Origin of the sequence: Nocardia sp. NPDC051463 (genome assembly GCF_040681975.1) — a bacterium.
In the GTDB taxonomy this organism is placed as follows: Bacteria; Actinomycetota; Actinomycetes; order Mycobacteriales; family Mycobacteriaceae; genus Nocardia.
Genome location: NZ_JBFBAB010000001.1, coordinates 1,002,149 through 1,028,122 on the forward strand (window position 1 = coordinate 1,002,149; position 25,974 = coordinate 1,028,122).

Sequence of the window (25,974 nt, forward strand, 5' to 3'; positions counted from 1 at the left end):
CCGATGGCAAACGGCGTCGCTCAGCCCACCACCCAGCGCGTCGAAAACCGCCGCCTATCTCCCGCAGCCGGGAGGTAGGCACTATCGCGTGACGCCGTGCCTGCGCCAGCTCAGAACTGATCCTGTTCATAGTCGGAGCTGACCATCTCGTCCGAATGCGTCGCACCGATGACGTCCGGGGTGGACTCACCGAGCGGCCCCGTGAGGTCATCGTTGCCGGTGCGGCTCTGGTACGGGTCCACGTTGCGCGCGTGTTCGTCATTGTCGTTGCCGCGCTGCCCGGCCGCGCCGGGAGCGCCACCGCCCATGAAGCTGGAGTTGCCCGCTCCGGCTGGGGTGGTGCTCGCGCCGGAACCGAGCGACGAACCCGGCATACCCGCGACCGGCCGCAGGGCCGGTGGCACCGTGGCACCGGGCAAACCACCTGCCCGCGGCGTCGCGGGTGAGCTCGGCGAGCCGGAACGGCTCGGAATGCCGGACCGGCTCGGCGAACCGATCGCGCCGCTCGGCGAGCCCGTTCCGCCCGGCGAACTCGGATTCGCCGACGCCGGATTCGTCGAGGCGCCGAGGCCCGAACCGCCCGTGTCGAGCGCGCTGGCCGCCTTGGTTCCGGTGTCCTGCGCGACTTCCTGGGCCTGAGCCACGATCGGCTCACCGATGTTCTGCATCACGGCCTGTGCCACTTCCTGCGGCTGCGGCAACCCGCCCGGTGCGATCAGCTGATTCACCAGGCCGCTCAGCTCCGCCGTCTTGCCCGCCAGGTCGCCGCGGGTCGCGTTGGCAACGCCCACCGCTTGCCCGAGATGCTCGGTCGCGGTGGCGATCAGCGAAGCCTGGGCGGGCGGGGTCAGGATCAGTGGTGCTAGCGCGGCGGCCTGGGCGGCGAACGAGGTCGCGATCCCGGTCAGCTGCACGTTGCCCTGCTGTACCACCGCGGCGGCCTTGGTGGTCAGGTCGGAGATGTCGAAGCCGCGCTGGCTGGTGTCCTGGCCTTCGGTGTTCGCCTTCTGGCCTGCGACCTGCGCATTGCGCGCGGCCTGTCCTTGCCACAGCTGGTCGACGGTTGCCATGCTGCCCTTGCCTACCTGCATCGCCGATTCGATGACTTTGGAGGACTCGGCCAGAATCTTGGTCGGGTCGATGGCGCCGAGGATGCCGGTGCCGAAACTGCCGAGCAGATCGAGGATCGGTTTGAACAGCACGTCGACGCCGGGCAATGCGGGCAAGGTCAATCCGCTCATCAACGCCGCGACCGGATCGGCGGGCAAAGCAGGCAGTGCGGACATATCCGGCACTGCGGCAGCCGGAGTCGCGGACGCCGCCGCACCAGCGCCACCCCCGAGTGCTCCGTGGGCCTGACCGAGTACACCCTGCGCCGCGCCGAGGACGGGAGCCGCTGCGTGACCGATCGCCGCGTTCGCGCTGTCGAGCATGTTCGACACGTCCGACGGAAGGCCGGCGAGGATATCGCTCGGGTCGGAGGCCGGATTGCCGGACAGGCCCGGCATCCCGGCCGGAGTGGCGCCAAGAGTCTGCGAGTCTTCGCTGATCTTGCGCGCGAGATAGAACTCGGGCGGCTCGATCGGCGGCATGTCGGCGGGCAGCTGGCCCAGCGGGACGTCGATCAGCCCCTGTGACGGCGCGCTCTGCACCGCGTTGATCGCCGACTGCTGTGCTGCGGCCGCGGTGTGGTCGACCGCGCTCGCGGTCTGGTCGGTGGGTGCGATGACACCCGAATTCGCCGTGTCCAGCGGCTTCATACCGCACCCCCGATCTGGTTGCCGAGCGACGTCATCGAGCCCGCGTTGCCGAGGTCGGTGCCGTTGATGCTGGCGACCGTGCTGAAGGTGGCCTCCGACAACTTGGCGTACTTCGCCGAGAGATCATTGATATCCCTGGCCTGCAATACCTGCGCGGCGGCGAAGGCCACCAGATAGTCGGCGCCGATCAATCCGAAGACCGGCGTCATCGCGAAGACATTGCCGACCGCGTCGAAATTTCCCGCCCCCGCGATCTCACCGGCGATCCCGGCGTTCGTCGCGGCGAATGCCGCAACCCCTTCGGTATCCATCGAGAAATCACTCATCGAGCTGCCCCCCAATCATCGTGAACATCAGTTTCGTGCACTTGGCTCGGTCCTACGTCAACTCCCTGCCCGAGCGGCAATGCCGCTGCGGCTGGGCCCAATATAGCGGACCCTACCGGCAAGTTTCGAGCCCAACAGGCCCCAGGAAACGAACCGATCGCGACGAGAAAGAAACTGGAACGTGTTGCAAACTAGAACAAGTTCTATATTCTCTGAGCCATGAAGGTCGCAGTGACCGGCGCAGCCGGCTACCTTGGCACGAACCTGCTCAGCCTGCTCGTCGGGCGCGGGCACGAAGTCGTCGCCATCGACCGCGTGGTTCCCGAGGGCCCCGCGGATCCCAACGTCACCTGGATGTCGGGCAATGTGCTGGATCCGGAGTCCATGCACACCGCGCTCGCGGGCGCGGAGATCGTGTACCACCTGGTCGCAGTGATCACCCTTGCCGAGAAGAACGATCTGGCATGGAAGGTGAACACCGAGGGTGTCCGCGTGGTCGCCGAGGCCGCGCTCGACCTCGGCGTACGCCGGATGGTGCATGCCAGCTCCATCCACGCCTTCAACCAGTACAGCTGCGGCGGCCGCATCGACGAGGGCTCACCGCGCTCCACCGCGGACAGCCTGCCGGTCTACGACCGCTCCAAATGGGCGGGCGAGGTCGAATTGCGCACGGTGATCGCCAAGGGCCTCGACGCGGTGATCTGCAATCCCACCGGAGTGTTCGGCCCGGTCGACCACAGCGCCCCACTTTCGCGCATCAACCGCACCCTGAAGGACGCCGCGCGCGGCCGGGTGCCCGCGATGATCGGCGGCAGCTTCGACCTCGTCGATGTGCGCGACGTGGCACAAGGCCTGATCCTGGCCTCGGAGCGCGGGCGGACCGGCGAGAACTACCTGCTCGGCGGTTCGATGATCTCAATGCTCGACCTGTGTCGCCTCGCCGCGAGCCACAGCGGCAAAAAGGGCCCGAAGTTCACCATCTCGCCCCGCCTCGTCGGCGGGCTCATTCCAGTGCTGGAGCCGATCGGCAAGATGCTGGGCACCGACATCATGTCGCGTGCGGCACTAGGCGCACTGCTCTCGGCGCCCGTCGTCGACCACGACAAGGCGACGCGGGAAATCGACTATCAACCGCGCCCCATCGAGGACACAGTACGAGATCTGGTGACTTTCTTCGCCGATCCGACCCAGCTGACGCCACCCGACACCCGACAGATCGCCTGACCCCGTCGCATGACAGGCATCAGAACACATCTTCCCTAGGGTCTCACCGGTGTCGACGATGCAGCGATCGGAGCCATCACCACACGTTCGATTCGCGTCGCGAGGGCGATGCAGTCGACCGGACGGGTCGTGTCGGCCACGACGACGGGTGCCAGCCCGAGCGGTGCGGCCCACTCGGCCCACGCGTCCCAGTCGTTGGCCAGGCGTTGCTCGTCCTGGTGCAGCACTGCACGGCGTCGGCTCGCGTAGCGGGACCTCGCCACCCCGGAAGGGACATCGCACCACACTTCGACAACGCGGTCGGGCCCGACCCTTTCGATCCCAGCACGGGCGAATTGCAGATCCCGTGGCCTGAACCACCAAGAGTCGACAACAACCGTTGTCGGAGTGGCCTGCGCCAACGCCCACACTGTGTCCATCGCGATGCCGCCCAAGGCGGAAGCGCCCACGACGTTGCCGATGGCCGTCGCCAGGGCCTCCTTGATGGCGTCTTTGGACAAGAACTGAGCATCCAATGCCACGGCTAATGACCGGCCTAGAGTCGACTTGCCGGAGCCCGGCAATCCGTTGATCAGCACCAGGAGTTTGTCCACCTGGCCATCTTCGCGAATCAGCGAATATGCCCGGATAGCAGCCGCCGCAGCCCACACGCGGTCGGCGTTCTCTCGGGTCCGCCCGCACGGCGTTTGCCCCCAACAATGTCGCCGCCCGCACCGTCGGCTTGTTCGGGGCACGAGGAGGCGATGTTGCGGGTCCAGCAGGTACTGACGCCGGGCGGTGGCCCGGAGTCATGGACTGTCCTGGATGCCGAGTTCGCAGCACCGCGTCGAGCGTCCACAAGGAAAACGACCTGATCATGCCGCGAAGAACAGTTGCGCACCCGGGGGAACATATGTTCGACTGAAGGGGTGCGGTGGCAAAGCCAAACCCTGGACGCCGACGACGGTGCCTTGCCCGGTCTGCACCGGGCCGGCTTCGTGCGCACCGTGCAAACGCCGGAATTCGAAGGCATCACCTTTCACGAGGTGCTGTGCAAAAGCGCATTGAACAAGATGCCCGAGGGCGCGAACCTGCCGTTTCATTGGACGATCAATCCGATGCGCGGCTGCTCGCACGCCTGCCGTTATTGCTTCGCGCGCGGCACGCACGAGTACCTGGAACTGGACGCGGGCCGCGATTTCGATTCGCAGATCGTGGTGAAGACCAATATCGCCGCGGTGCTGCGCAAGGAACTCGGTAGACGGTCCTGGCAGCAGGAACCGGTCGCGCTCGGCACCAATACCGACCCTTATCAACGCGCCGAGGGCCGATATCGATTGATGCCGGGAATCATTCGCGCACTCACCGATTCCGGCACGCCGTTCTCCATCCTGACCAAGGGCACCCTGCTGCGCCGCGATCTGCCGCTGCTGACACTGGCGGCGCGCCAGGTTCGGGTGAGTATGGCGGTGTCCATCGCGATCCTCGACATCGATCTGCACCACAGTCTCGAGTCCGGCACGCCGTCACCGAAGGCACGCCTGGACCTGGTGCGCGCACTGGCCGACGCCGGATTCGACGTGAATGTGATGGTGGCGCCGGTGATTCCGTATCTCACCGACAGCAAGGCCCACCTCGACGAACTGTTCGGCGAGATTGCCGCGGCGGGAGCCGCTTCGGCCATCGCGTTCCCGATGCACCTGCGCGGCAGCACCCGCGGCTGGTTCCTCGGCTGGCTGGCAGAAGCCCACCCGGCGCTACTGCGCCGCTACCGGCAGCTGTACGGCCGCGGTGCCTACGTCACGCCCGAGTACTCGACCTGGCTGCGCGAACGCACCCGGCCGCTGCTGCACCAGCACGGTCTGAGCCGCGAACAACCTCCGCAACAGAGGGCGCGGCCGCAGCGACTGCCCCCGACCGACGAACAACTATCGCTGTTCGCCTGAGTGCCATTCCTCGAGTGCCCGGTCACCATGGGCGCACCGAACAATTCTCATCGGACCGCGCGCTTCACGTTCAATCGCCTGCGCAGCGGAGTAGGTTGGCCAATGGCACCCTCTCACCGACGAGGAAGTGAAGCAGGCATATGGTTTCGCACCAAAATGATGTCGGCACAGCGAAATTGGAAAAGGTCGTAATTCGGTTCGCCGGAGACTCCGGGGACGGAATGCAGCTCACCGGTGACCGTTTCACGCACGAAGCGGCCGCCTTCGGCAACGACCTCGCCACCCAGCCCAACTTTCCCGCGGAAATCCGCGCGCCGCAGGGCACGCTACCGGGTGTTTCGTCCTTCCAGATCCAGATCGCCGACTACGACATCCTCACCGCGGGCGACCAGCCCGATGTGCTGGTGGCGATGAACCCGGCGGCACTGAAGGCCAATGTAGAGGACCTCCCGCGCGGCGCCACCGTCATCGTGAACACCGACGAGTTCACCAAGCGCACCCTCGCCAAGGTCGGCTACGCCACCGACCCCCTCGATGACGACTCTCTGTCGGATTTCGTCCTACACCGGGTTCCGATGACCTCGCTGACCCTGGGCGCCACCGAGCCGACCGGTGTCGGCAAAAAGGACGGCCAGCGTGCGAAGAACATGTTCGCGCTCGGGCTGATCTCATGGATGTACGGCCGCCCGATCGACGGCACCGAGCGGTTCGTCCTGGAGAAATTCGCCGCCACACCCGATATCGCCGAGGCGAACCTGCTCGCACTGCGTGCGGGCTGGAACTACGGCGAAACCACGGAGGCCTTCGCCACCACCTACGAGGTCGCCCCCGCGGCGCTGCCGCCGGGTACCTACCGGCAGATCACCGGCAACACCGCACTCGCCTACGGACTGGTGACCGCAGGACAGCTGGCCGGTCTGCCGGTCTTCCTCGGCACCTACCCGATCACGCCCGCCTCGGACATCCTGCACGAGCTGAGCAAGCACAAGAACTTCGACGTCACCACCTTCCAGGCCGAGGACGAGATCGCCGGTATCGGTGCCGCGCTCGGTGCAGCGCTCGGTGGCGCGCTCGGGGTCACCAGCACCTCGGGCCCCGGATTGGCGCTCAAGAGCGAAACCATCGGACTAGCGGTAATGACGGAACTGCCGCTGGTGGTCATCGATGTGCAACGCGGTGGCCCGTCCACCGGGCTGCCGACCAAGACCGAACAGGCCGACCTGTTGCAGGCGCTCTACGGCCGCAATGGCGAGTCCCCCGTCGCGGTGCTCGCGCCGCGCTCCCCCGCCGACTGTTTCGCCGCCGCGGTGGAAGCCGCGCGGATCGCGCTCACCTACCGGACGCCGGTGCTGCTGCTCTCCGACGGCGCCATCGCCAACGGCTCCGAGCCCTGGTCGATTCCGAACGTGTCCGAGCTCGCGCCGATCGATCCGGCATTCGAGCCCGACGCCGACGAGGAGGGCAGCTTCCAGCCCTACGCCCGCGACCCCGACACCCTCGCCCGCCCGCTTGCCGTGCCGGGCACCAAGGGGCGCGCCCACCGGATCGGCGGACTCGAAAAGGCCGACGGCAGCGGCAACATCTCCTACGAACCGGCCAACCACGAGCTGATGGTGCGCCTGCGCCAGGCCAAGATCGATGCGATCGCCGTTCCCGATGTCGAGGTCGACGATCCCGATGGGCGCGCCGAACTGCTGCTGCTCGGCTGGGGCAGTTCGTTCGGGCCGATCGGTGAGGCGTGTCGCCGGGCCCGCCGTCGCGGCGTCCCGGTCGCACAGGCACACCTGCGGCATCTGAATCCGTTGCCCATCAACCTCGGTGACGTGCTGCGGCGCTATCGCACCGTCGTCACGCCGGAGATGAACGGCGGCCAACTGGCGATGCTGCTGCGCGCGAAATATCTGGTGGACGTACAGCCCTGGACCAAGATCGCGGGCACGGCGTTCTCCGCCCAGGAGCTGGTCGGAGTGATCGATGCCGCGTTGGACGGCTCGATCGAAGAGATGGAGACCCATAAGGCCTTCGCCGCGCGAGCGGGGGCCACCTACCGCGCCACTAGCACCGGGGGCAACGAATGACCATCATGGAAACCTCGCTTGTCGGAACAGACCTGGGCCTGACCGGGCTGTCGGGCGTACCAGCGGCCAGCGGTCCGCAGAAGGTCAAGGAATTCACCTCCGATCAAGAGGTCCGCTGGTGCCCCGGCTGCGGAGACTACGTGATCCTGGCGACTGTGCGCAGTTTCCTGGCCGAACTCGGGCTACGCAGAGAGAACCTGATGTTCGTTTCCGGGATCGGCTGCTCCAGCCGCTTCCCGTACTACCTGGAGGCCTACGGCATCCACTCCATCCACGGCCGCGCACCTGCCATCGCCACCGGTCTCGCGGTGACGCGCCCTGATCTGTCGGTGTGGGTGGTCACCGGCGACGGTGACGCGCTGTCCATCGGCGGCAACCACCTCATCCACGCGCTGCGGCGCAACGTGAACATGACTATCCTGCTGTTCAACAATCGGATATACGGCCTCACCAAGGGCCAGTACTCCCCGACCTCGGAACCGGGCAAGATCACCAAGTCCACCCCCATGGGGTCGGTGGACCATCCGTTCAACACACTGTCGGTCGCGCTCGGTGCCGAGGCCGGATTCGCCGCGCGCGCATTGGATTCCGACCGCCCCGGCCTCACCGAGGTATTACGCGCCGCGGCCCAGCATCGCGGTACCTCGTTCGTGGAAATCCTGCAGGACTGCCCCATCTTCAACGACGGTTCCTTCGATGTGCTGCGCCGCGGCGACGCCGAATCCCGGCTGATCCCGCTACGGCACGGCGAGCCGATCCGCTTCGGCACCGACGGCGAATTCGCCGTGGTACGCAACGGTTTCGCGCTCGAAGTAGCTCGCACCGACGCCGTCGCGGAGTCGGACATCGTCGTGCACGATGCCTACACCGACAACCCCGAATACGCCTACGCCCTCTCCCGCCTCTCCGACCAGGACCTCGGCCACGTGGTCACCGGGATCTTCCGCGCCGTCACCCGTCCCACCTACGACGACGGCGTCCGAGCCCAGGCCGCGATAGCCCGCGAACGCAAACCGGTAGATCAGGATTCGCTGCAATCGCTGCTCAACGGCTCCGAGACCTGGACAATCGGCGAGTAGCGGACCAGCTGGGCAGGCGTCAGGCGCGCTTGGCGAATCCGAGGTCGACGACCGCGTCGCGTTCCTGCTCGAGCTCGGCGACGCTGGCGTCGATACGGGCACGGGAGAATTCGTCGAGATCCAGGCGCGGCACGATGGTGTACTCGCCGTCGGCACAGGTGACCGGGAACGAACTGATGATGCCCTCGGGCACGCCGTAGGAGCCGTCCGACGGGACGGCCATGGACGTCCATTCACCGTCCGGGGTGCCCAGCATCCAGTCGTGGATGTGGTCGATGGCGGCACTGGCCGCACTAGCTGCCGACGAGGCACCGCGGGCCTGGATGATCGCTGTGCCGCGCTGCTGCACGGTCGGGATGAATTCCTCGCGCAACCAGGCCGCATCGTCGATGAGGTCGAGGGCGCGCCGACCGCCGACGGTGGCGTGGGTGATGTCCGGGTACTGGGTGGCCGAATGATTGCCCCAGATCGCGACGCGGGCGATGTCGGATCCTGGCGCGCCGGTCTTCTTGGCCAACTGCGCGATCGCCCGATTGTGGTCGAGCCGAGTCATCGCCGTGAAACGCTCGGCGGGCACGTCGGGGGCATTGCTCATCGCGATGAATGCGTTGGTGTTGGCGGGATTGCCGACCACGAGCACCTTCACATCGTCGGCGGCGCTGGCATTGATCGCCGCACCTTGATCGGTGAAGATCGGCCCGTTGGCGTTCAGCAGATCCGAGCGCTCCATCCCCGCCGTCCGCGGCCGCGCGCCGACCAGCAACGCCACATTCGCGCCCTCGAAACCCACCCACGGATCATCGCTGATATCGATCGATTCCAGCAGCGGAAATGCGCCGTCCTCCAATTCCATCGCCACGCCTTCCAGCGAAGCAACCGCGGCGGGAATCTCCAGCAACCGCAACCGTACCGGCGTATCCGCCCCGACCATCGCCCCGGACGCGATCCGGAACAGCAGACCATAGGCGATCTGCCCCGCAGCTCCGGTAACAGCGACAGTGACGGGCGCGGTGCTCACGACGAACTCCTTGCGGTAGACGGACACTCGAGTCCCCACCCTATCGAGTCTCACCGCCCCCGAGCCCAGGTGGTGAGCTACCAGACAGTTGCCCTACCGAAGCTCTGGGCGCCACGTCCGGTTCACCCTCGGCAATTCTCACCGCGGTCGGGCAGGCGACACCCGGACTTCGCGGAGGCCGACACCGGTCAGCACAACGTCGCGACCTCGCCGTCGGTCAGCACGATCGGCGACACGTAGTCCTTCTCCCGCGCCAGCTGCACGGCCCGATACAACGGCCGCTCCTCGAGCCCCGCGTCGCGCGCCTCGGCGCGGAGCTGGTGGACCAGCATCGACGAAACCGCGACGGCCGCAGCCAATGGGCACGAGGCAAGGGCGTCGGCCAGTTTGCGGAGGCCGATCAGGTGTAGTTCGCGGCCACTGCCCGAATCGGTGTACATCGCCAGCGGAATGATCTGTGTATCGGCGCCCGCGGTCACCCGCAGCACGATCCGGCTGAGCCGGGCCGGAAAGACGAGAATCTCCACACCGGTCGCGACCGCGAGGTCGACGTGCCGCGCACCGAACAATCGCCGCGCGTGAATCGTGGTCCCGGCCAGCCACATTCGCCGCCGCCGCAACGCCATCGCATATCCGACGGTGGGCGCACCGACGACAAAGCCGATCAGCACCGCGATCGGCCAGCTCACCAGCAAAGCCGCCAACAGCGTGGCGCCGACCCCGACCCCGACCGCGGCGAGTGCGAGTCGCCGCAGCATGGGTGCATACGTCTCCGGCGCGACCAGGTCGAGTCCGACCGGTGAAACAGGCTGAGAATCCCCAGGATTCGACGGTTCTACAGTCACGGCAGCACAATCGTAGGGGTGGCGGTGTACCCGGGCACCGTACTACTCGGAGCGGGTGAGCGCGGCCGCGACGGCAGTAACCGTCTCGTCCAATGGGATCTGACGTTGATCTCCGGTCGCCATGTCCTTCATGCCGATCGTGCCTTCGGCCAGGTCGCGGTCGCCGAGAACCAGGGTGAACTTCGCCCCGGACTTGTCGGCCGCCTTCATCGCGCCCTTCACACCGCGCCCACCGTAGGCCAGATCCACTCGGATGCCCACGGACCGCAACTGCGCCGCCAGTACCACGAGGCGCTGTTTGGCGGCCTCGCCCAGCGGCACCCCGAAGACCTCACAGCGCGCCGGATCGCCCACCGACTTGCCCTCCGCGGCCAGCGCGAGCACAGTGCGGTCGACTCCGAGACCGAATCCGATGCCGGACAGCGGTTGACCACCGAGTTCGGCCATCAGACCGTCGTAGCGACCGCCGCCACCGATACCGGACTGCGCGCCGAGACCGTCGTGCACGAACTCGAAGGTCGTCTTCGTGTAGTAGTCCAGGCCGCGGACCATGCGCGGATTCACCACGTACGGCACACCGAGCGCGTCGAGGTAACCCAGCACCTGCTCGAAGTGCGTCTTCGCCGATTCCGACAGGTGATCAATCATCAGCGGTGCGTTCGCGGTCAGCTCCCGTACCTCGGGGCGCTTGTCGTCGAGCACCCGCAGCGGGTTGATCTGCGCCCGCCGTTTGGTCTCCTCGTCGAGGGGGAGCCTCAACAAGAACTCTTGAAGCAGCTCCCGGTACTGCGGGCGGCAGGTCTCGTCGCCGAGCGAGGTGATATCGAGCCGGAAGCCCGCCAAACCGAGCGCGCGGAATCCAGCATCGGCAATCGCGATGACCTCGGCGTCCAGCGCCGGATCATCGACGCCGATCGCTTCGACACCGACCTGCTGCAGCTGCCGGTAGCGGCCCGCCTGTGGTCGCTCGTACCGGAAGAACGGTCCCGCGTAAACGAGCTTCACCGGCAATTGGCCGCGATCGAGGCTGTGCTCGATCACCGCGCGCATCACACCGGCGGTGCCTTCGGGTCGCAACGTCACGCTGCGGTCGCTGCGATCGGAGAAGGTGAACATTTCCTTGCTCACCACATCGGTCGACTCGCCGACACCACGAGCGAACAGTTCGGTGTCTTCGAAAACCGGCAGCTCTACATGCCCGTACCCGGCGAGGCGGGCGGCGCGAATGAGGCCATCGCGCACCGCGACGAACTCGGCCGAGCCGGGTGGCACGTAATCCGGTACCCCCTTCGGGGCGGAGAAGCTGCTGGTCTTGGTCACGATTGTCCAGTTTCCACCACTACCGCCCGTCAAGTCCAACCGGTTACCCTCACGCGCCCGCGGCATGATCAACTCCGGTCGCCCGCACCCGGTTCGATGTGCTCGGCGGACTCCCGTCCCGGCGCGGCCGGACGACACCCAATGGGATGGCTCCGCCTTTCGCGCGGACGACGGAATGCTGGACGACCACGGCGCACGCTCGCGCACGACACTCCCGTCGCATGCGGTCGCGCCAAAGCACTTCGTGGCCGCCGGAATGCTGACGGTATGGTGGCCGCATGAACACACGCATGCTGCGGAATCGCCGCGATTCGGGTGTTCTATTCCGGAAGTAACGGATACGGGAGGAACGTGGTAGTGCCGAGCAACGAACAGCGGCGAGCAGCGGCCAAACGCAAGCTGGAACGCCAGCTCGCCAACCGGGCCGATCGGGCGCGCAAGCGCAAGCAACTCGCGATCGCCGGCTCCGTGCTCGGCGTCGTCGTCGCCGTCGCGGCGGTCACCGGCGTCTATTTCCTGACCCGTGGCGACGACAGCGAGAATAACGCCGCCTCCGAGACCAAGGACGCCTCGCTCTCGGCCGCGGCGCCACCTGCCGCGCAGGCGAAGCCCGCCTCGGTGAACTGCACCTACCGGGACGGCCAGCGGCCCGCGGACAAGCCGGTCAACAAGCCGCGCACCGAGGGCATCCTGACCGACGGCCCCAATGCCAAGCTGAGCGTCAGTATGGAAACCAGCCAGGGCCCCATCGGCCTCACGCTGAACAACGCCGAGTCGCCCTGCACCGTGAACAGTTTCGCGAGCCTGGCCGGTCAAGGCTATTTCGACGGCACCAGCTGCCACCGCATGACCGCGGGCGAGGGCCTGAAGGTGTTGCAGTGCGGTGACCCGACCGGCACCGGAATGGGAGGTCCGGGTTACGAATTCGCCAACGAGTACCCGACCGATCAGTACGCGCCCGGCGATCCGGCCGCGGAATCGCAGCCGGTCGCCTACAAGCGCGGCGTCCTCGCGATGGCCAATGCGGGCCCCGGTCCCGATGGCGGCGGCACCAACGGCAGCCAGTTCTTCATCGTCTACGGCGATTCCGAACTGCCGCCGCAGTACACCATTTTCGGCACGGTCGACCAGGACGGCCTCGCGACACTGGACAAGATCGCCAAGGGCGGTCAGGACAACGCGAACGGCCCCGGCGACGGCAAGCCGAAGCTTCCCGTAACGATCTCCTCGATGCGCCTCGACTGAGCCATCCGGACCGACGTCCGCTCGAGTCCACCGCCTTCGGCGGCAGACTCGAGCAGGTCAGGGTAGGCGACCCTAATCGTCCGGTAAGGGTGGGCTAAAACAGGAGATCCTCCGGCGCTTTGCGCTACGTGCCGGAATTGTGCGATATATGCTGTTGAGCGGCACGGCCGTACGGCTGTGTCGAGCTTTCTCGGGTAATCTCGAAACAAGGAGTTCCCGCAGCGTAGTCGAACCCCTGAAAGAGGGTGGCCCCCTTCAGGGAATGCCACGCCACGAGCACTCTTGGTGTCCGCGTTTGCAGGCGGGGCAGCGTCCGACGGACTACAGTTCGCGTGGCGGTGTCCGTGACGAAGCACCACAACATCCATAGTGATCACTGCAGCATCGGGGAGCAGCCATGTCCGAGGAACTGGACGACATCGGCCGGGAAACCGCGGCCATGGTAAGGACTATGTTGCAGCTTGCGACGCTGGTCGCGCTGCGGGCCCGCGAACGTGGCCAAAAAGAAGCCGAAGCCCGCGTCAAAGTCACCGAAGCTCGCAACAAGGAAGCTAGAGAACTTCAGATTCGCGAGGCCCGCGACGCCAAGGCCAAGGATCCGCGCAACCTGGAACTGGCCAGAATGGTCGAGAAGCCGGTGCCCGCCAAGGGAATCTCCTTGGAGAAGGACCGATTCGCGGCACAGGCCGAGGCCAGCCGCATGGCCGCCACCGCCTCCGCCTCCGCAAAGCCCCTCATCAGGTACGACTCCGCCGAACGGCGCACGGCCATCGCGGCCCATCTCGCAAGGATCGGCGTCGCACCGGAGTTGGCGGCAGTACGAATGCTCATCGAGGTCGGGCAGGCGCTCCCACCGGAGGAAGCGGTCCGCGTCCGCAATGAAGAAGCCCGAGCGACCGCGGCCAGAGGCCGGGAACAGGAATCCCGCGGCCTGGAGCGCGTCCGGCAGTAAGCCATGCGAAAACGCCCGCTGATCCAGCGGGCGTTTCGTCATTCCACAGATCGGTTTGTCCGCTGCGCCTTCAGGATTCGCTCACACGGAAATCGCCGACGGTCGGATTGCCGAACATCCCTTGGTCCGGGGACTTCAGCGGCAGCGGGCTCAGCATGTCCTTGTGTCCGTTGCGGACGCTGCAGTACTTGAACGGCCCACGGGGATCGAATAATTTCGTCATATGTGGGTCGGCGTGGTCGAGGAACCACACGCTCAGCCCGGTGCTCGGCTGCAGCCGGTAGTGCTCCCACGCCCGCCACAGCGCATCCAGCCGCGCCACCGCCTCGGCATGCTTCCACCATTCGGGGCACCACACCGTTTCACTGATGTCGGTCACCTGGCGGCGGTAGACGAGGCTCAGATAGTTCTCGACGAATTCCACCACGCTGGTGTGGATCATCGGCTGTTGCTGCTGTTCGGTCACAGCGGCCTGACCTCCTCGGATTGGCCGTATTCAGGTGGTGGAGCGGACTTGGTCAGCGAAGGCGAGCCGATCAGGTCGATGATTTCGGTCTTGCGCCCCGGGAGATGGTGCTCGATCGACTTCTTCACGTCGGCAGAGTACTCGCCCTCCCACCAGGGCACGGTGCGGACCAGCACCGCAGGTTGGCCGGAGGTGAAGACGATCGCACGACCCTGCGGCAGGGTCGCCAACCCGTGCGCGGTGAATGTCTTCGACGAGCCGAGCGAGCGCGAATAGCTCTTGCCGCCTTTGGATTCGGAGACCGACGACGACACGGCATCGTATTCGCCGATGGCCTCGGAGCGGTCCCGCAGGAAATTCATATCGTCCACACCGGGGCCGAGCACCTTGACGTTGGCCGCCGACCACAGCGCGAGCATGCCTGCGTCTCCCCAGCAGCGCGCGCCCTGGGCCCAGGACTGCAGCACGGTCATCACCACGATGCCGCGCGACCCGAAGTGGCTGTACTGCTTGGGCAGATCCTTCCAGCGCACCACGTTGGCCGCCTCGTCGAGCACCGCGAGCATCGGAATGGGCAGGCGGCCGCCCGGCGAGCGCGACGCCTTGCGCATCGCCACGTCGATGACGGCCTCGGTCAGCGCACTCACCAGTGGCGCCGCGGAGCCGCGACCCTCCAGCGACAGGCTGTAGAGGGTGCCGTTGCCCTCGATGAAGGCGAGTTCGTCGAACTGTTCTCTATTGTCGCCGGGCAGGATCCACGAGTGCACGTTCGACAGCTGCAGACACCGGATCATCTTCTTGGCGGTACCGAAAATGCCGCTCTTGGTTCGCGGATCGGCGTTGTATTGCATGGCGAGACCCGAGGCCGTGTAGTGCTTGCTGGCGTTGCGCAGCAGCTCGATGGGCTCCGAGTCACCGGGATTGGTCACCCAGTCCCACACCTGCACGATCGGCAGGCCGCCGAGCGCGGCGGCCAGGAACAGACCGGCCAGCAGATCTTCGGCCTCCGGGTCGAAGAACACATCCGACTTGTTGGAGTCCGAGCCATTGTCGGCATCGGCGAAGTGCCCGGCCAGTCGCGCGGCCCGCATTTCGGCGCCGTCGTGGTGGGCATCCACCCAGGCCAACGGATCCCAATACCAGGTGGGCTCCTCGCCAGCCACGCCCTGCGGGTCGAAGACGAATGTCGGACTTCCCTTGGCCTTGCGCACATCCCGGGTCGCGTCCACCACGTCCCGTTTGTTGGAGGTCGCGAGAACCGGACCGATCGCGGTCAGGATCGCCGGGATCACCCGTGATGTCGACTTGCCCTGCCGCGGACCCCAGATATCCAGGTGCAGGTCCTCGTAGGAACCGTAGAGCATCACCCCGTCGGCGACACCGATGCCGATCGGGACACCGGGTGCGTCGTTGTAACCGAGACGCACACCGAGCGTTTCGGCCTTGGCACGCACTCCTGCCTCGGTGAGCGAGGCGATGGCGCCGCCATTGCCCATCACGTCGGCCTTGTCGTCGATGGCCAGGCGTCCTTTGCCCTGGTGCTTTTTCAGCTGCTTGCGCACGTAGAGGTAAACCAGTAAGAGCGCGATCACCAGCAGCACGAGCACCGTGGATGCCCGCGGCCAGTGCAGTTTGCCACGCGCGAGGTCGGCGACGATGGCGATCGGATTGATCGGGATGTCCTGGCGGGTGACCGCCATGGCATTGCCGAGATGCAGTGCGATCCACAGGGTCCCGAGGATCGCGAAACCGGCGTAGATCATGTACAGGGTGACATCGGGTCCGGCAATAGCCGGATCCTGCACCTTCTTCTTCTTCGCCATGTCTGCCTCCTGTCGGGACCGTACGGTGTGGTCTGCGCTGGGATCAGCGGTACGCGTCGAGCCGCCAGCCGTCCGATGTGCGGACGACAGTGGCGATGACCGTGGCGGGCGGCAGCTTTTCCTTGCGCCCGTTCGGGTAGACGACCGTCTGCTCGATGCCGATCTTGAATTGTTGGATATTCGGGTCCGCGCCTACCGGCGGCTTGTCCCCGGACGCGAAGGTGAAGGCCTCCACGCGCGCCTTCGCCGTGGCCCACTGCGCCCACTGCAGGGTCGCCTTCGGCGTTTCCAGCCCGGTCGGTGCGCTGTCCAGCATGCGAATCATGCTGGGGCCCAGCCACTTCCTGGCTCGAGTCAACGAGGCGCCCTGATCCTCGGTGTCAGGCTGCCAGGTATAGATCTCCTTCAGCGCGGCCACCGCGACACCATCCGGCGTCACCGGGTCGGGTGCAGGCGCGTCCTCCAGCAATCTCGTTGTGGACGTGGGCGCGTGTGACGCACCGGAATCCATCTCGCCACCGTCCTCACGACCGCAGGCCGCGCCGAGCATCGCGACGCTCATCACCAGCATCACCACCAGTATTGCGCGGGCTTTCGCTTTGTCGTTCAAGACTAATCGGTCATTCAAGGCTAACCGCCGTGAACGACACGTGGGCGCTACGACAGCCACCGGCACCTCAGCGTGTTCACTCCCCCTGCTGGTCCTGCCGCTCACAGTACCCTCCTGGCCCGCGCGTCGCCGGGCACCGCGACCTCGGTCACGCCGCCGCGCGAACGCGCCTGCGCACCTGGCACCGACTGGATCATTCGTCCATTGCCGGAATAGATTCCGACCTGCGCGGGACCCCGTGGGCCGAAGGCGCTGAACACCAGATCACCTGGCGCCAGTTTGCCCATCGGCACCTCGACACCCGCCTCCCACTGCTGTTCGGCGGTCCGCGGCAATGTCACGGTCCCGGAGGAGGCCGCGAACACCGCCGCCGCGGTCAAGCCCGGACCGTCCAGACCACCACCGCTCGGTCCCTGCGGACCCCCACCGCCCCAGACATACGGCTGACCGAGCCATTCGTTCGCGGCCTCGACGATATTCTCACCACTGGAGCCGTCCTTCGGTGTGAAGCGACCGAGCGAACCCGGCGCCCGGTACTGCGGCTCCATCGCGAGGATGTTCGCGACATAGGGCCGAGTCTCCGAGTAATGCGCTGCCACTTGATTCGGCATGCCGCCGGAGGCGAGCACCGCACCCTCGCCGGCGTTGTAGGCAGCGAGGGTCAACGCGGTGACGTCGCCGTGCACACGCCCCTCGGCCTGCCAGGCCATGATCTTGTGCGCGATAGCGCACATATAGCGGCCCTGGCCGATGATCGCATCGCCGTCGTCCCACACGCTGGCAACGCCGTTACCATCAGCGTCGACGACATACGGGCGGCCGTCGTCGGGGTTCGTACTGGCCGCGGTGCCCGGCAAGAACTGCGCCAGGCCCTGCGCACCGGCCGGCGAGTTCGCGCCGCGCTGGAATCCGGACTCCTGCCTGCCCTGGGCGGCCAATAGCGACGGGGTGATCTGCGGGCACAGCGAACCTGCACGGCGATACCAGATTTCGAGCTCCGGGGGCACCTTGCCTGCGGCCAGCGCGCCACCGGCCGTGCCGAAGCCACGACTGCACCGTGGATCGTTCGAAAATGCCCGCGCACCACCGACATCGGGTGTCGGTGCGCCGTCGAGCCATGGCAGCGGGTCGATCTGACGCCCCCCAGTGAAGCGGCCGCCGGGCACGATCTCGAAATGCAGATGCGGACCACTGGACTCACCCGCCGAGCCCACCTGAGCGATCGGCTGGCCCGCGGTCACCGTGTCACCGACCCGCACGTGCACACCGCTGTCCCACATGTGGCCGTATACCGCCGAATACGAGCGGCCGTTGGTATCGACCGAGTCGACGACGATCCAGTTGCCGAAACCCGACGCGGGACCAGCCGCCACCACGCGGCCTTCGGACACCGAGTAGATTGTGGTGCCGTCGGTGGCGGCCAGGTCGACTCCGAGATGGGCACCGCCGCGCGCACCGAACACATCGGACACGGTGAAGGTGCCCACCGCCAGTGGCAACGTGCGACGGATCGGCCCGCTACCAGCCGCGAGCGACGGCGTCCCGGTGGCGGTCGGGTTCGTCTGCATCACGGAAGGATTCGTCGCCGTGGAGGTGCCGATCGACGCTGCGGCGCGGGGATCACCCGGCGCGAAGCCATCCAGTGCCGGCAGCGCGGTCTGCGACGGCCCGAGCACCGAGTACCCCGCACAGTCCTCGTCCACGGCAGGCATCACGATCACTACGACGAGGGTCATCAGCGCCAGTACCGCGCCGAGAGCAATCCAGAGCATGGAGCGGCCGGTCACCGCGACACTCGCACAGCCGGCTTCGCCACCCGTCGAGGCGGATTCGGCACTACCTGCGTAGGCCACCGGATGACCCGCTCACAGGGGCAGCTCACCGTTGGCGCCGGGATTCGTTGAGGGTGTCGGCGAGAGTGCGATTCATTTCGGCCGCCGCGGCCAATTGCTGTTGCAGCAGTGCCACTTTACGACGCAGCGCGGTCGCGTCCAGCCGTTCCAAGCTCGGTCCTTCGGCGGCGCGCACCCAATTGCGCACCGAATTCGTGTGCACACCGATCTGTTCGGCGACCACCCTGCATGCCTCCGATTCGCTGCGCAGCTTGCCGGTCAACGCCATGACCTGCTCCACCGCGGCATTGCGCACCTCCGGCGACACTCTCCGATAGGAACGATGCGGCATCATGCGGCCCACCTCCCGCTCGCACCCACACGCCTGCACGCTCTCGCGGCCGTCGCACCAACTCTCATGCGACACTCCCGCTCGGCGAATTCGAGCCACGCGTGGTGGATTCGGTGAACTCACTGAACCGCTGGTTGGTGTCGTGGATTCCACTTTCCTTCTCCGAGAGGGTGAACTCCATATGGAATGGGATGCCGGGCCGACGATCCTCACCGATTTTCAGGAGGAACTTGCCGGTGCCCGGTGGTGACGGCCGCTGCTGGCCGGGCTTGAGCGCCTCGCCCGTCAGCGCTTGCGGCGCGGACCATCCCGTCACCATCTCCTCCTCGGCGGATGTGAACGGAATGGTGCTGTCGAGGCGTTTGATCTCTTCGCCGGGCAGCGCGCCGAAAATCTTGGCGCGCGCCCGCTCCAGGAAACCGAGGGCCTTGGCAATCGCCGCTTCCGATCCGAGTGCTTGCAGGTCCTTGATGGTGTGGCTGATCATGATCAGCGCGGTGCCGATGCCGCGCTGCAGGCGGGTGAGCTCATCGACCCGATCGATCATGAAGTCGCCGAGGCCGAGCACCTGCCACAGCTCGTCCATCACCACCTGGAAGTAGCGCTGCGAGCCGAGTTCGGCGTCGGCGAGCACGTGCGCGGCCTCCACCGAGGCGAATCCGTCGGCCCAGCAGGCCAGCATCACGGCGGCCTTGAGCTTCTTGTCGCCGGTGGGGATATGCGAGACGTCGATGCAGACCGCGACCGCGCCGGTGTCGATCGGCACCGTGGTCTGGCCGTTGAAGATCGCGCCGAAGGGACCCTGGGTGAGCGCACGCAGGGAGCGGCGCAGGCCTTTGATCGAGACCTGGTACTCGTCGGGATTGTCGGCGCCCGCGTCGAGCATCAATTCCTCACCGCCGGCGACGATCACCTCGAGCAGGTTCTCCATGATGGGCGGCTGGTCGGGGGTGTAGCCGCTGCCGGGCCGGTAGAGCACGCGCAGCGCGGTGGAGATCAGTGTCTCCTCGTAGTCGCGCACCCGCGCGCCGCGCACCAACTCGACCAGCCCTGCGACCAGCGTCACCTGTCTGGCCCGCAGATCCTGCAGGACCTGGGTCTGCAACGCTGGCAGCGCGTCCAGCCGCGGCACCACCGAACCGAGCACGCCCGCGGCGAGCGGATTGAGTTTGCCGTGCCCGTAGCCGAGGTCGATCACCTGGCCGCCGACCAGTTCCACCATCTTGCGGTAGTCCGGTTTCACATCGGCGAGGATGAGCGGGGTGATGCCCTGCGCGATGCCGCCGAGCACGATCCGGCGCACCAGCGAGGACTTGCCGAAACCATTGAGCCCCAGGACGAAAAGGCTCGGTGCGGTGATGAAGCTGCCGCGCATGAACCAGTTCATCGGGTCGAAGCACACCGGCGCGCCGGTGTGCAGGTGCGATCCGAGCGGGGTGCCGATCAGCGGCGCGCCCGCGCCGACCGACCACGGCCACAGGCCCGCGACCTGGGCGGTGGTAGCCCGGTATTCGACCGGGCGGCCGACCACGTTCATACGGCCGCCGCCCGGGCCGGCGTAGCCTCGATCGGTGAGTTGCGCAGTGCTGCGGTCGAATCCGTCCTCGAAGGTCTGTTCGGCGCGGGCAGCATAGTTGCGGCGGCGGATTTCGTCGGTGCGTAACCGGAAGGTCGCCCACGCCGCGCGCAGGCCCGTCTGTTCGCGGCTGATCCCCTCCAGCCTGGTCCTCGTGACATCGTCGAGCAGCTGCGGACCGGACTGTTTGCGCCGGTCCGCCTTCTGCCTCGCCCGTTGCATCTGCGGCGTGCCCATTGCACGGTCGGCGACCCGGTCGGCCTTGACCGGTCTCGGCACCCCTCGACCGATCCGCTCACCCCTGGCGCCCGCGCGATCGGCCAATGCGCCGGTCCGCTGGGGCGGCACCGACCGATTGCCACGCACCGGACGTTCGCCCTCACGCGGACGCGGCGGCCTGCTCTCCGCACGATCCGCGAAAGTGCGCTCGCCACGGCCGTTCTCGGCCTGCGGCCGATCGGCACGCGCGCGGTCGGTGTGTGCTCGCTCGGGACGGGTCCCGTCGGCGCGACCGGCTCGGGCGCGCCGCTCCGCCGCCTCCCGCGCCGAACGCCGTTCCCGATCAGTGCTTTCCTCGAGGCCCGACCGATCGTCGCCGGTCACCCGCGCCGCGTCCCGTGCGGGGCGACGCGCAGGGTCGGGTATTTCCTCCAGGCCGTCGCGTTCGCCGCCACGTGGTGCGGCACTATCGACGCCACGCGACCGCGCGCTGTCCGCACCGCGCCCCCGCGCAGTGTCCCCGGCAGGACGCTGCTGGGGCGCATCGACCGCGGGCCGGGGCGCCCAGTCGTGCTCTGCGTCCGGCGGTCGCGTGCCACGACGAGCCGGCGTCCCGTCCCGTTCCCGTACGGGTGGCTCGTAATCACGTGCCATGAATCGCTCACCCCGCAAGTGCTTTCGGAATCGTCGCGTGTTCCGGCAGGATCACGCCACAGCCGAGCGAGGCCGCGAAAGCCGCCGACTGATAGCGGTAACACCGTCGGATCTTCAGCCGCGCCTGCGTGGACAGGTCGCGCGTGATGGCTTCGATGCGCGGCAGATCGCCGCGCAGTGGCTCGGTGATGGTCACCAACGCCCCGAAGCGGGTCACACCGTGACCCCTGGCTTGCTCCTCGCGGGCCTGCTGGGTGGCTCCGACCCGTAGGGTGGCGGCCGCCGAGACGACCCCGCGTTCGCTCTGCTGAGCGACGAGTGCATTCTTGAAATCGTCGTCCACGATCTCGGCGGCGTCGGCGGCCGAGTGCGGGCGATAGACGATGGCGATGCGCTTGCGCGGCACTTCGGGATTCGGCGCGAGCAGCCGCTGCAACACGCGCTCGTCCACCGCGCCCTCGGGTGCGGCGTCCATCTCCCAGGTGACCGAGCGGCCACCGTCGTGCACCAGGTGATCCCACTTCTCGTCATGCGACACCGGCCCGGCGTCGGCCCAATCCAGGCCGTGTCCTTCGGGCTCGCCCGCAGCGACCTCGAGGTCGGCCTGCGAGGCCGGGTCGTAGCTGCGCCGGATGAACGAGATGACTTCGTCGGCCGACATCGGCTGTGCCCGCACACCGGCCTCGGCCAACGCGGCGCAGATGCCGGGCAGCCTGCGGCCGATCTCGACCGCCTCTTCGGCGGGGTTCTTGCGGCGCTCGGCGGTGGTGGCCTTGAAAGTGATCGCCACCCGAGGCAGCAGCTGCACCCGCTCCTGCGGCAGCTCGGTAGCCAGCTCGTACATCACCTGCTGGGCGAGTTCCGGCGCATCGGGCCTGGTGATGGTGGAAACCTCGGTGAGCAAACGGTTTCCGGTCTCCGGCACGGTGTCGATCACCGGCACGACGGCGACGATGTCACTGGTCTGACCCACCGAGGCAAGGAAGGTGCCCCATGCCGACACCCAGCGATCGATGACCGGCTGGTCGACCGCCTCGTGGCCTTGCGGCCACGCGCGCAGCACCACCGTGTACTGCGCAAACTGCGGTAGGTGGATCATGCCGAAGCTATAGCCACCCGCGTCGATCCCCTCATACAACTTCGAGGGCGCGAGCAGCCCGGGCAGTCGGGTGACGCCACCGGGAATCCGGGAGAAACGGCCGCCGCGGTACACGTGTTCGCCACGCTTACGCGAGCGCATCCAGTTGAACATCATTATTCCGTTCTCGTAGCCGGAGCGGCCCCCCGTCCGCCACACCAGTGGAACCATCACGACAACGCCGGTGCCGCCCACGATCAGACCCCACTTGAACCCGCCGACCATGGCGCAGATCAGGGCCGTGATCACGACGACGAAGCCGAGCACGGTCTCCTCCCAGCGCAGACCGAAAAGGCCTGCGCTGCGAGGTTTCTGCCACAGTCCGTACGCGCGGCGCTCGTAGGTATCGCTCGTCGTCATCGTCATCGCGGAATGGTGCTCCTCCCGAGGTCGGGTGAACGATTGGCCCAGCGGTCGCCTGCCACGTCACCCATTGCTTGATCGGCTGCGGTCAGCGGAGCGGTCATGGCGCGCGCCGCGCCGACCCTGCCAGCCGCTCTGGCCGCACCGGACGGTACTCCCGCCGCGCCCGCGGGCCCGGAGGCGCGCGGTGCGCCGCCCGGGGCGCCACCACCGCCGCCACCACCACCACCGCGTGGCGGGGTCGGACGCGGACCGGCGCCACCGCCACGGGTGGGCGGCGGACTTCCCGCACCACCGACGTAACCCGCCGAGCCAGGAGCAGCCGCACTCTTGACCGCAACGGCCTTGGTGCCCATGGCCCCGAGACCCGCGACGGCGAGCAACGTACCGCCGGTCGCGGTGAGACCGGAACCACCGCTGCCGACGACCGCGATCGCCGGCGTGACAAGGCGCATCAGTGCGGGCAGCACGAACGCGACACTGCAGAGCAACACGATGGCGACCAGCATGCGCTGTGCCTGTTCACCTTCCGGCAGTCCGGAGGTGTCGGTCAGCGAGTCCACATGGCCGGCAGTGGTGAATGCGATCATGTAGACAATGGCGGCGACCGGTTTCCACAGCATGAAAGCGATGATCCAGCCGACCAGCTTCTGATAGGACGTCTTACCGACGTTCATGCCGGACGCGGCCGCGGCCAAAGGCAATACGCCCGCAGCGATGATCAGCAGACCCTGCCTGACGATGGCGAGGATGATCTGTGCCAGCGCGCCGAGCAGTCCGACGATCGCGATGATCAACACCAGACCCGGCGAAAACGCCTGCAGCTTACTGGTTTTCACCATCAGCTCGGCCAGGTCCTTGGCGTTGCCATTGGTCGAGTCGTTGATGATCCACTCGGAGAACTTGTCCGAAGCCTGGGTGCCCGCGACGATCACGGCGCCGAGCATCCACGAGCTGAACACCACTCGGGTGAACATCCGGAACGATTCGGCGGCTTCGTTCATCGCGGCGCCCCGTCTGGCCTCGGCCAGTTTGGCGCCGGAGAGGATCACCGAGGCTATCAAGAACAATATCTGGACCTGATAGGTGTAATCATTGATCTTGGTGAACAACGACCCCCCATCGCTGGCCACCTCGTTCGGCACCTTCATCCAGAACGTCAACGCCAGAATGATGGCCTCACCGAGGCCCTTCATCAGCGAATCCACGACCTTGCCGAAGGTCGAATCCCAGGCCTTGTCCTTGACCGCGGTGGCCGCGCTGCCGGGATGCGAGGCGGCATTGCCCGCCTTGCACGCGGCCGACGCGGCGTCACCGAGCGAGAACCCCGGCAGACCGACGTTGTCGAGCGTGTCGTGCAGTTCATTGCACGTCTCGTCGAATCCGTAGGTCTGGCCGTAGGCCACCGTCGGTGTCGCGATCATGACAGTGAAGATGACCGCGAGAATCGTGACAACCCGCCTCACCATTGCGTCCACCCATCGATCGAGTCGATCGTCTCGAGCGGTTGTGCATCGCTCGCGGACGACTTCAGTTTCCAACCACCATCACGCCAGAGCACATTCAGTCTCATGGCCACCCAACTGTGCCCGCCGTGCAGAAAATCACGGGTCTTGCGGGCGATACGGACCACAGCGAAATCTTCGCCATAGCTTTCGATTCGGAATGCGTCCGAAGCGAACAACAGAGGTTTTGCCTTCTCGGGCAATTCATCCGGCACCTTGCCCTCGGCGATCTTGCGATCGCGATCCGCTTGCTCCTGAGCTGAGAGGAGCACCATTTGCTGCCACAGTGCCCGGTCGGTCGGGCGTGCCACAGTGCGCCAGTAAATCTGCTCGGCCGCCAGCGCAGCTCCCTGCGGGGTCTGGGTGAATCCAACGGGCACGTTGTTGTCGATGCGGGTCGGCCCGTCCGTTGCCGAGAACGGGATCACCGGCCCGCCGTACACGCGCTGCCAACCGCCCGGCTGATCGGTGCCGCCGGGAGCTCCGGTCTGCCAGTCGGAATCTGTCGGCTTGCGCGGCGATCCGGATTGCGGAAGTGGTTGTCCGGCTGGATTGTTCGGGATATCGAACCGATGGCCGAACGCATCCACATCGGAACCACCGAATCCCGCCGCGCTCTGCGGCCCTGCCGAGCCGCTGACGGGAACACGCTCCGACGTGGTGCCCGTCTTCGAGACCTGGTCACCCTCCGCGGCATTGTTGCGCACCGCACCCACGGTCACCACGACCGCGATCAGCACCGCCAGTACCGCGCCGAGACCGACCAGCACCAAGGGCGAACGCTTGGCATCCGGCCCAGATCCGGGCCCTGACGTCACCATTTCGTCCACCCCGCCAACGATTCGATGTATTCGGTCTGTGCGCTGTTGGAGGTGGCGGGCTTGAGCCGCCAGTCCCCCGCGTCCCACACCATCACCAGTCGCAGCGCCGCCCACAGCTGCTTGCCGTCGACCACAGGCCCGCGCGAGGCGAGCCGAATGATGGCGAGGTCATCGGCGTAGTTCTCCACCTTGAACGCATCGGAGGCCACGAAGTACTTGGTCACCTTCTCCGGCTGCTGTTGCGGCAACCGGTCCTGCGACAAGGCCTTGTCGTAGGCGGCGATCTGCTGGGCCGAGACCCGCACCTGACGGACGTACAGATCACGGTCGGCAGGCCGGGCGTTGAGCCGATAGGTGATCTGCGCCGCGGCGAGCACCGACCCCTGCGGGGTGTGCGAATAGCCAACGGCGAGACCGTCTTCGATGCGTGTCGGTCCATCGGAGGTGGAGAACGGCACCGAGGCGCCGTATACACGCTGCCAACCATGGGGTGCGGCCGTGCCGATCGGCGCCGCGGTCAGCCAGTCCGGGTCCGTGGACTTGCGCTGATCGCTCGGTTCCTGCGGAAGTGGTTGTCCGGCAGAGTTGTTCGGGACATCGACGCGCCTGCCGAAGATGTCGACCTCGGGTTCGGCGAATCCTTCGGCACCGGAACCCCCGGATGCGGCTGCCCCACCACCCGAACTCGAATCATCGCTGCCCAGATACACAACGAGACCGACGATCACGATGAGTGCGAGTACCGCCGCCGACGCGACGGCACCGAAGGAGACGCGATCACGCGCGTACGACTCCTTCTCGGTCACGACTCCACCTCGCCAGCACTCGGCTCCGTCATGCCCG

At 66.8% G+C, this 25,974-nt stretch carries 22 protein-coding genes; 6 read left to right on the top strand and 16 right to left on the bottom strand.

Going from position 1 to position 25,974, the window contains the following annotated elements:
* Positions 1-110 precede the first annotated feature (110 nt).
* Both AB0M74_RS04540 and AB0M74_RS04545 read right to left on the bottom strand, forming a co-directional pair.
* Positions 111-1,760: a hypothetical protein gene (locus AB0M74_RS04540; protein WP_364901560.1), complete on the bottom strand. Its 1,650-nt coding sequence runs from the start codon at positions 1,758-1,760 to the stop codon at positions 111-113.
* A complete protein-coding gene (locus tag AB0M74_RS04545; protein ID WP_364901562.1) occupies positions 1,757-2,086 on the bottom strand; it encodes a type VII secretion target in 330 nt (109 codons plus the stop codon). The genes AB0M74_RS04540 and AB0M74_RS04545 overlap by 4 nt, the downstream gene beginning before the upstream one ends.
* Before the next feature lie 219 nt (positions 2,087-2,305).
* On the opposite strand from AB0M74_RS04545, the gene AB0M74_RS04550 reads away from it, so the two are divergent.
* A complete protein-coding gene (locus AB0M74_RS04550; RefSeq protein WP_364901564.1) occupies positions 2,306-3,310 on the top strand; it encodes an NAD-dependent epimerase/dehydratase family protein in 1,005 nt (334 codons plus the stop codon).
* A gap of 35 nt (positions 3,311-3,345) precedes the next feature.
* Here the strand turns inward: AB0M74_RS04550 and AB0M74_RS04555 are convergent, their stop codons facing one another.
* Complete coding sequence (locus AB0M74_RS04555; protein ID WP_364901566.1) at positions 3,346-3,903, bottom strand: AAA family ATPase; 558 nt, start codon at positions 3,901-3,903, stop codon at positions 3,346-3,348.
* Between the two features lie 315 nt (positions 3,904-4,218).
* Between AB0M74_RS04555 and AB0M74_RS04560 the strand changes: the two genes are divergently transcribed.
* From AB0M74_RS04560 to AB0M74_RS04570, 3 genes are all read left to right on the top strand, one after another.
* The gene (locus AB0M74_RS04560; protein ID WP_364901568.1) at positions 4,219-5,235 is read left to right on the top strand and encodes an Rv2578c family radical SAM protein; all 1,017 of its coding nucleotides are present in this window, start codon (positions 4,219-4,221) and stop codon (positions 5,233-5,235) included.
* Positions 5,236-5,375: 140 nt separating this feature from the next.
* On the top strand, positions 5,376-7,313 hold the full coding sequence (locus AB0M74_RS04565; RefSeq protein WP_364901570.1) for a 2-oxoacid:acceptor oxidoreductase subunit alpha: 1,938 nt from the start codon (positions 5,376-5,378) through the stop codon (positions 7,311-7,313).
* Positions 7,310-8,392: a 2-oxoacid:ferredoxin oxidoreductase subunit beta gene (locus AB0M74_RS04570; protein WP_364901572.1), complete on the top strand. Its 1,083-nt coding sequence runs from the start codon at positions 7,310-7,312 to the stop codon at positions 8,390-8,392. Before AB0M74_RS04565 ends, AB0M74_RS04570 begins: the two co-directional genes overlap by 4 nt.
* A 19-nt stretch (positions 8,393-8,411) precedes the next feature.
* Here AB0M74_RS04570 and AB0M74_RS04575 read toward each other — a convergent pair whose 3' ends face one another.
* The 3 genes from AB0M74_RS04575 to hisS form a co-directional block, all read right to left on the bottom strand.
* Entirely contained in the window at positions 8,412-9,410 is a 999-nt protein-coding gene (locus AB0M74_RS04575; protein ID WP_364901574.1) for a malate dehydrogenase, read from the bottom strand.
* Positions 9,411-9,598: 188 nt separating this feature from the next.
* The gene (locus AB0M74_RS04580; protein WP_364901576.1) at positions 9,599-10,255 is read right to left on the bottom strand and encodes a hypothetical protein; all 657 of its coding nucleotides are present in this window, start codon (positions 10,253-10,255) and stop codon (positions 9,599-9,601) included.
* 42 nt (positions 10,256-10,297) lie between these two features.
* Positions 10,298-11,575, bottom strand: a complete 1,278-nt coding sequence (gene hisS / locus AB0M74_RS04585) for a histidine--tRNA ligase (protein WP_364901578.1) — start codon at positions 11,573-11,575, stop codon at positions 10,298-10,300.
* A 357-nt stretch (positions 11,576-11,932) separates the two neighbouring features.
* Here hisS and AB0M74_RS04590 point away from each other — a divergent pair, with 357 nt between their 5' ends.
* On the top strand, positions 11,933-12,820 hold the full coding sequence (locus AB0M74_RS04590; protein ID WP_364901580.1) for a peptidylprolyl isomerase: 888 nt from the start codon (positions 11,933-11,935) through the stop codon (positions 12,818-12,820).
* 397 nt (positions 12,821-13,217) lie between these two features.
* A complete protein-coding gene (locus AB0M74_RS04595) occupies positions 13,218-13,772 on the top strand; it encodes a hypothetical protein (RefSeq protein ID WP_364901582.1) in 555 nt (184 codons plus the stop codon).
* A gap of 70 nt (positions 13,773-13,842) precedes the next feature.
* Here AB0M74_RS04595 and AB0M74_RS04600 read toward each other — a convergent pair whose 3' ends face one another.
* From AB0M74_RS04600 to AB0M74_RS04645, 10 genes are all read right to left on the bottom strand, one after another.
* Positions 13,843-14,238, bottom strand: a complete 396-nt coding sequence (locus tag AB0M74_RS04600; protein ID WP_364901584.1) for a DUF4913 domain-containing protein — start codon at positions 14,236-14,238, stop codon at positions 13,843-13,845.
* On the bottom strand, positions 14,235-16,061 hold the full coding sequence (locus tag AB0M74_RS04605) for a TraM recognition domain-containing protein (protein ID WP_364901586.1): 1,827 nt from the start codon (positions 16,059-16,061) through the stop codon (positions 14,235-14,237). Before AB0M74_RS04605 ends, AB0M74_RS04600 begins: the two co-directional genes overlap by 4 nt.
* Positions 16,062-16,104: 43 nt before the next feature.
* Positions 16,105-16,671, bottom strand: a complete 567-nt coding sequence (locus tag AB0M74_RS04610) for a hypothetical protein (protein ID WP_364901588.1) — start codon at positions 16,669-16,671, stop codon at positions 16,105-16,107.
* A 101-nt stretch (positions 16,672-16,772) separates the two neighbouring features.
* The gene (locus AB0M74_RS04615; protein WP_364901590.1) at positions 16,773-18,524 is read right to left on the bottom strand and encodes a peptidoglycan DD-metalloendopeptidase family protein; all 1,752 of its coding nucleotides are present in this window, start codon (positions 18,522-18,524) and stop codon (positions 16,773-16,775) included.
* Between the two features lie 25 nt (positions 18,525-18,549).
* Positions 18,550-18,858, bottom strand: a complete 309-nt coding sequence (locus AB0M74_RS04620) for a transposase (RefSeq protein WP_364901592.1) — start codon at positions 18,856-18,858, stop codon at positions 18,550-18,552.
* A 61-nt stretch (positions 18,859-18,919) separates the two neighbouring features.
* Positions 18,920-21,304 (bottom strand): hypothetical protein, encoded by a 2,385-nt coding sequence (locus AB0M74_RS04625; RefSeq protein WP_364901594.1) that lies wholly within the window; start codon positions 21,302-21,304, stop codon positions 18,920-18,922.
* A gap of 7 nt (positions 21,305-21,311) precedes the next feature.
* On the bottom strand, positions 21,312-22,808 hold the full coding sequence (locus AB0M74_RS04630; RefSeq protein ID WP_364901596.1) for an SCO6880 family protein: 1,497 nt from the start codon (positions 22,806-22,808) through the stop codon (positions 21,312-21,314).
* On the bottom strand, positions 22,805-24,274 hold the full coding sequence (locus tag AB0M74_RS04635; protein WP_364901598.1) for a hypothetical protein: 1,470 nt from the start codon (positions 24,272-24,274) through the stop codon (positions 22,805-22,807). The genes AB0M74_RS04630 and AB0M74_RS04635 overlap by 4 nt, the downstream gene beginning before the upstream one ends.
* Positions 24,268-25,140: a hypothetical protein gene (locus tag AB0M74_RS04640; protein WP_364901600.1), complete on the bottom strand. Its 873-nt coding sequence runs from the start codon at positions 25,138-25,140 to the stop codon at positions 24,268-24,270. The genes AB0M74_RS04635 and AB0M74_RS04640 overlap by 7 nt, the downstream gene beginning before the upstream one ends.
* Positions 25,125-25,937, bottom strand: coding sequence for a hypothetical protein (locus AB0M74_RS04645; RefSeq protein WP_364901602.1), 813 nt, complete (start codon positions 25,935-25,937; stop codon positions 25,125-25,127). Before AB0M74_RS04645 ends, AB0M74_RS04640 begins: the two co-directional genes overlap by 16 nt.
* Between the last annotated feature and the right edge of the window lie 37 nt (positions 25,938-25,974).

Excerpts from the sequence above, each read along its gene's own strand:
- AB0M74_RS04625 (WP_364901594.1), bottom strand. The coding sequence starts at position 21,304 with ATGGCACGTGATTACGAGCCACCCGTACGGGAACGGGACGGGACGCCG.
- AB0M74_RS04595 (WP_364901582.1), top strand. The coding sequence starts at position 13,218 with ATGTCCGAGGAACTGGACGACATCGGCCGGGAAACCGCGGCCATGGTA.
- AB0M74_RS04565 (WP_364901570.1), top strand. The coding sequence starts at position 5,376 with ATGGTTTCGCACCAAAATGATGTCGGCACAGCGAAATTGGAAAAGGTC.
- AB0M74_RS04540 (WP_364901560.1), bottom strand. The coding sequence starts at position 1,760 with ATGAAGCCGCTGGACACGGCGAATTCGGGTGTCATCGCACCCACCGAC.
- AB0M74_RS04550 (WP_364901564.1), top strand. The coding sequence starts at position 2,306 with ATGAAGGTCGCAGTGACCGGCGCAGCCGGCTACCTTGGCACGAACCTG.
- AB0M74_RS04620 (WP_364901592.1), bottom strand. The coding sequence starts at position 18,858 with ATGATGCCGCATCGTTCCTATCGGAGAGTGTCGCCGGAGGTGCGCAAT.
- AB0M74_RS04630 (WP_364901596.1), bottom strand. The coding sequence starts at position 22,808 with ATGACGATGACGACGAGCGATACCTACGAGCGCCGCGCGTACGGACTG.
- AB0M74_RS04605 (WP_364901586.1), bottom strand. The coding sequence starts at position 16,061 with ATGGCGAAGAAGAAGAAGGTGCAGGATCCGGCTATTGCCGGACCCGAT.
- AB0M74_RS04635 (WP_364901598.1), bottom strand. The coding sequence starts at position 24,274 with ATGGTGAGGCGGGTTGTCACGATTCTCGCGGTCATCTTCACTGTCATG.
- AB0M74_RS04545 (WP_364901562.1), bottom strand. The coding sequence starts at position 2,086 with ATGAGTGATTTCTCGATGGATACCGAAGGGGTTGCGGCATTCGCCGCG.
- AB0M74_RS04570 (WP_364901572.1), top strand. The coding sequence starts at position 7,310 with ATGACCATCATGGAAACCTCGCTTGTCGGAACAGACCTGGGCCTGACC.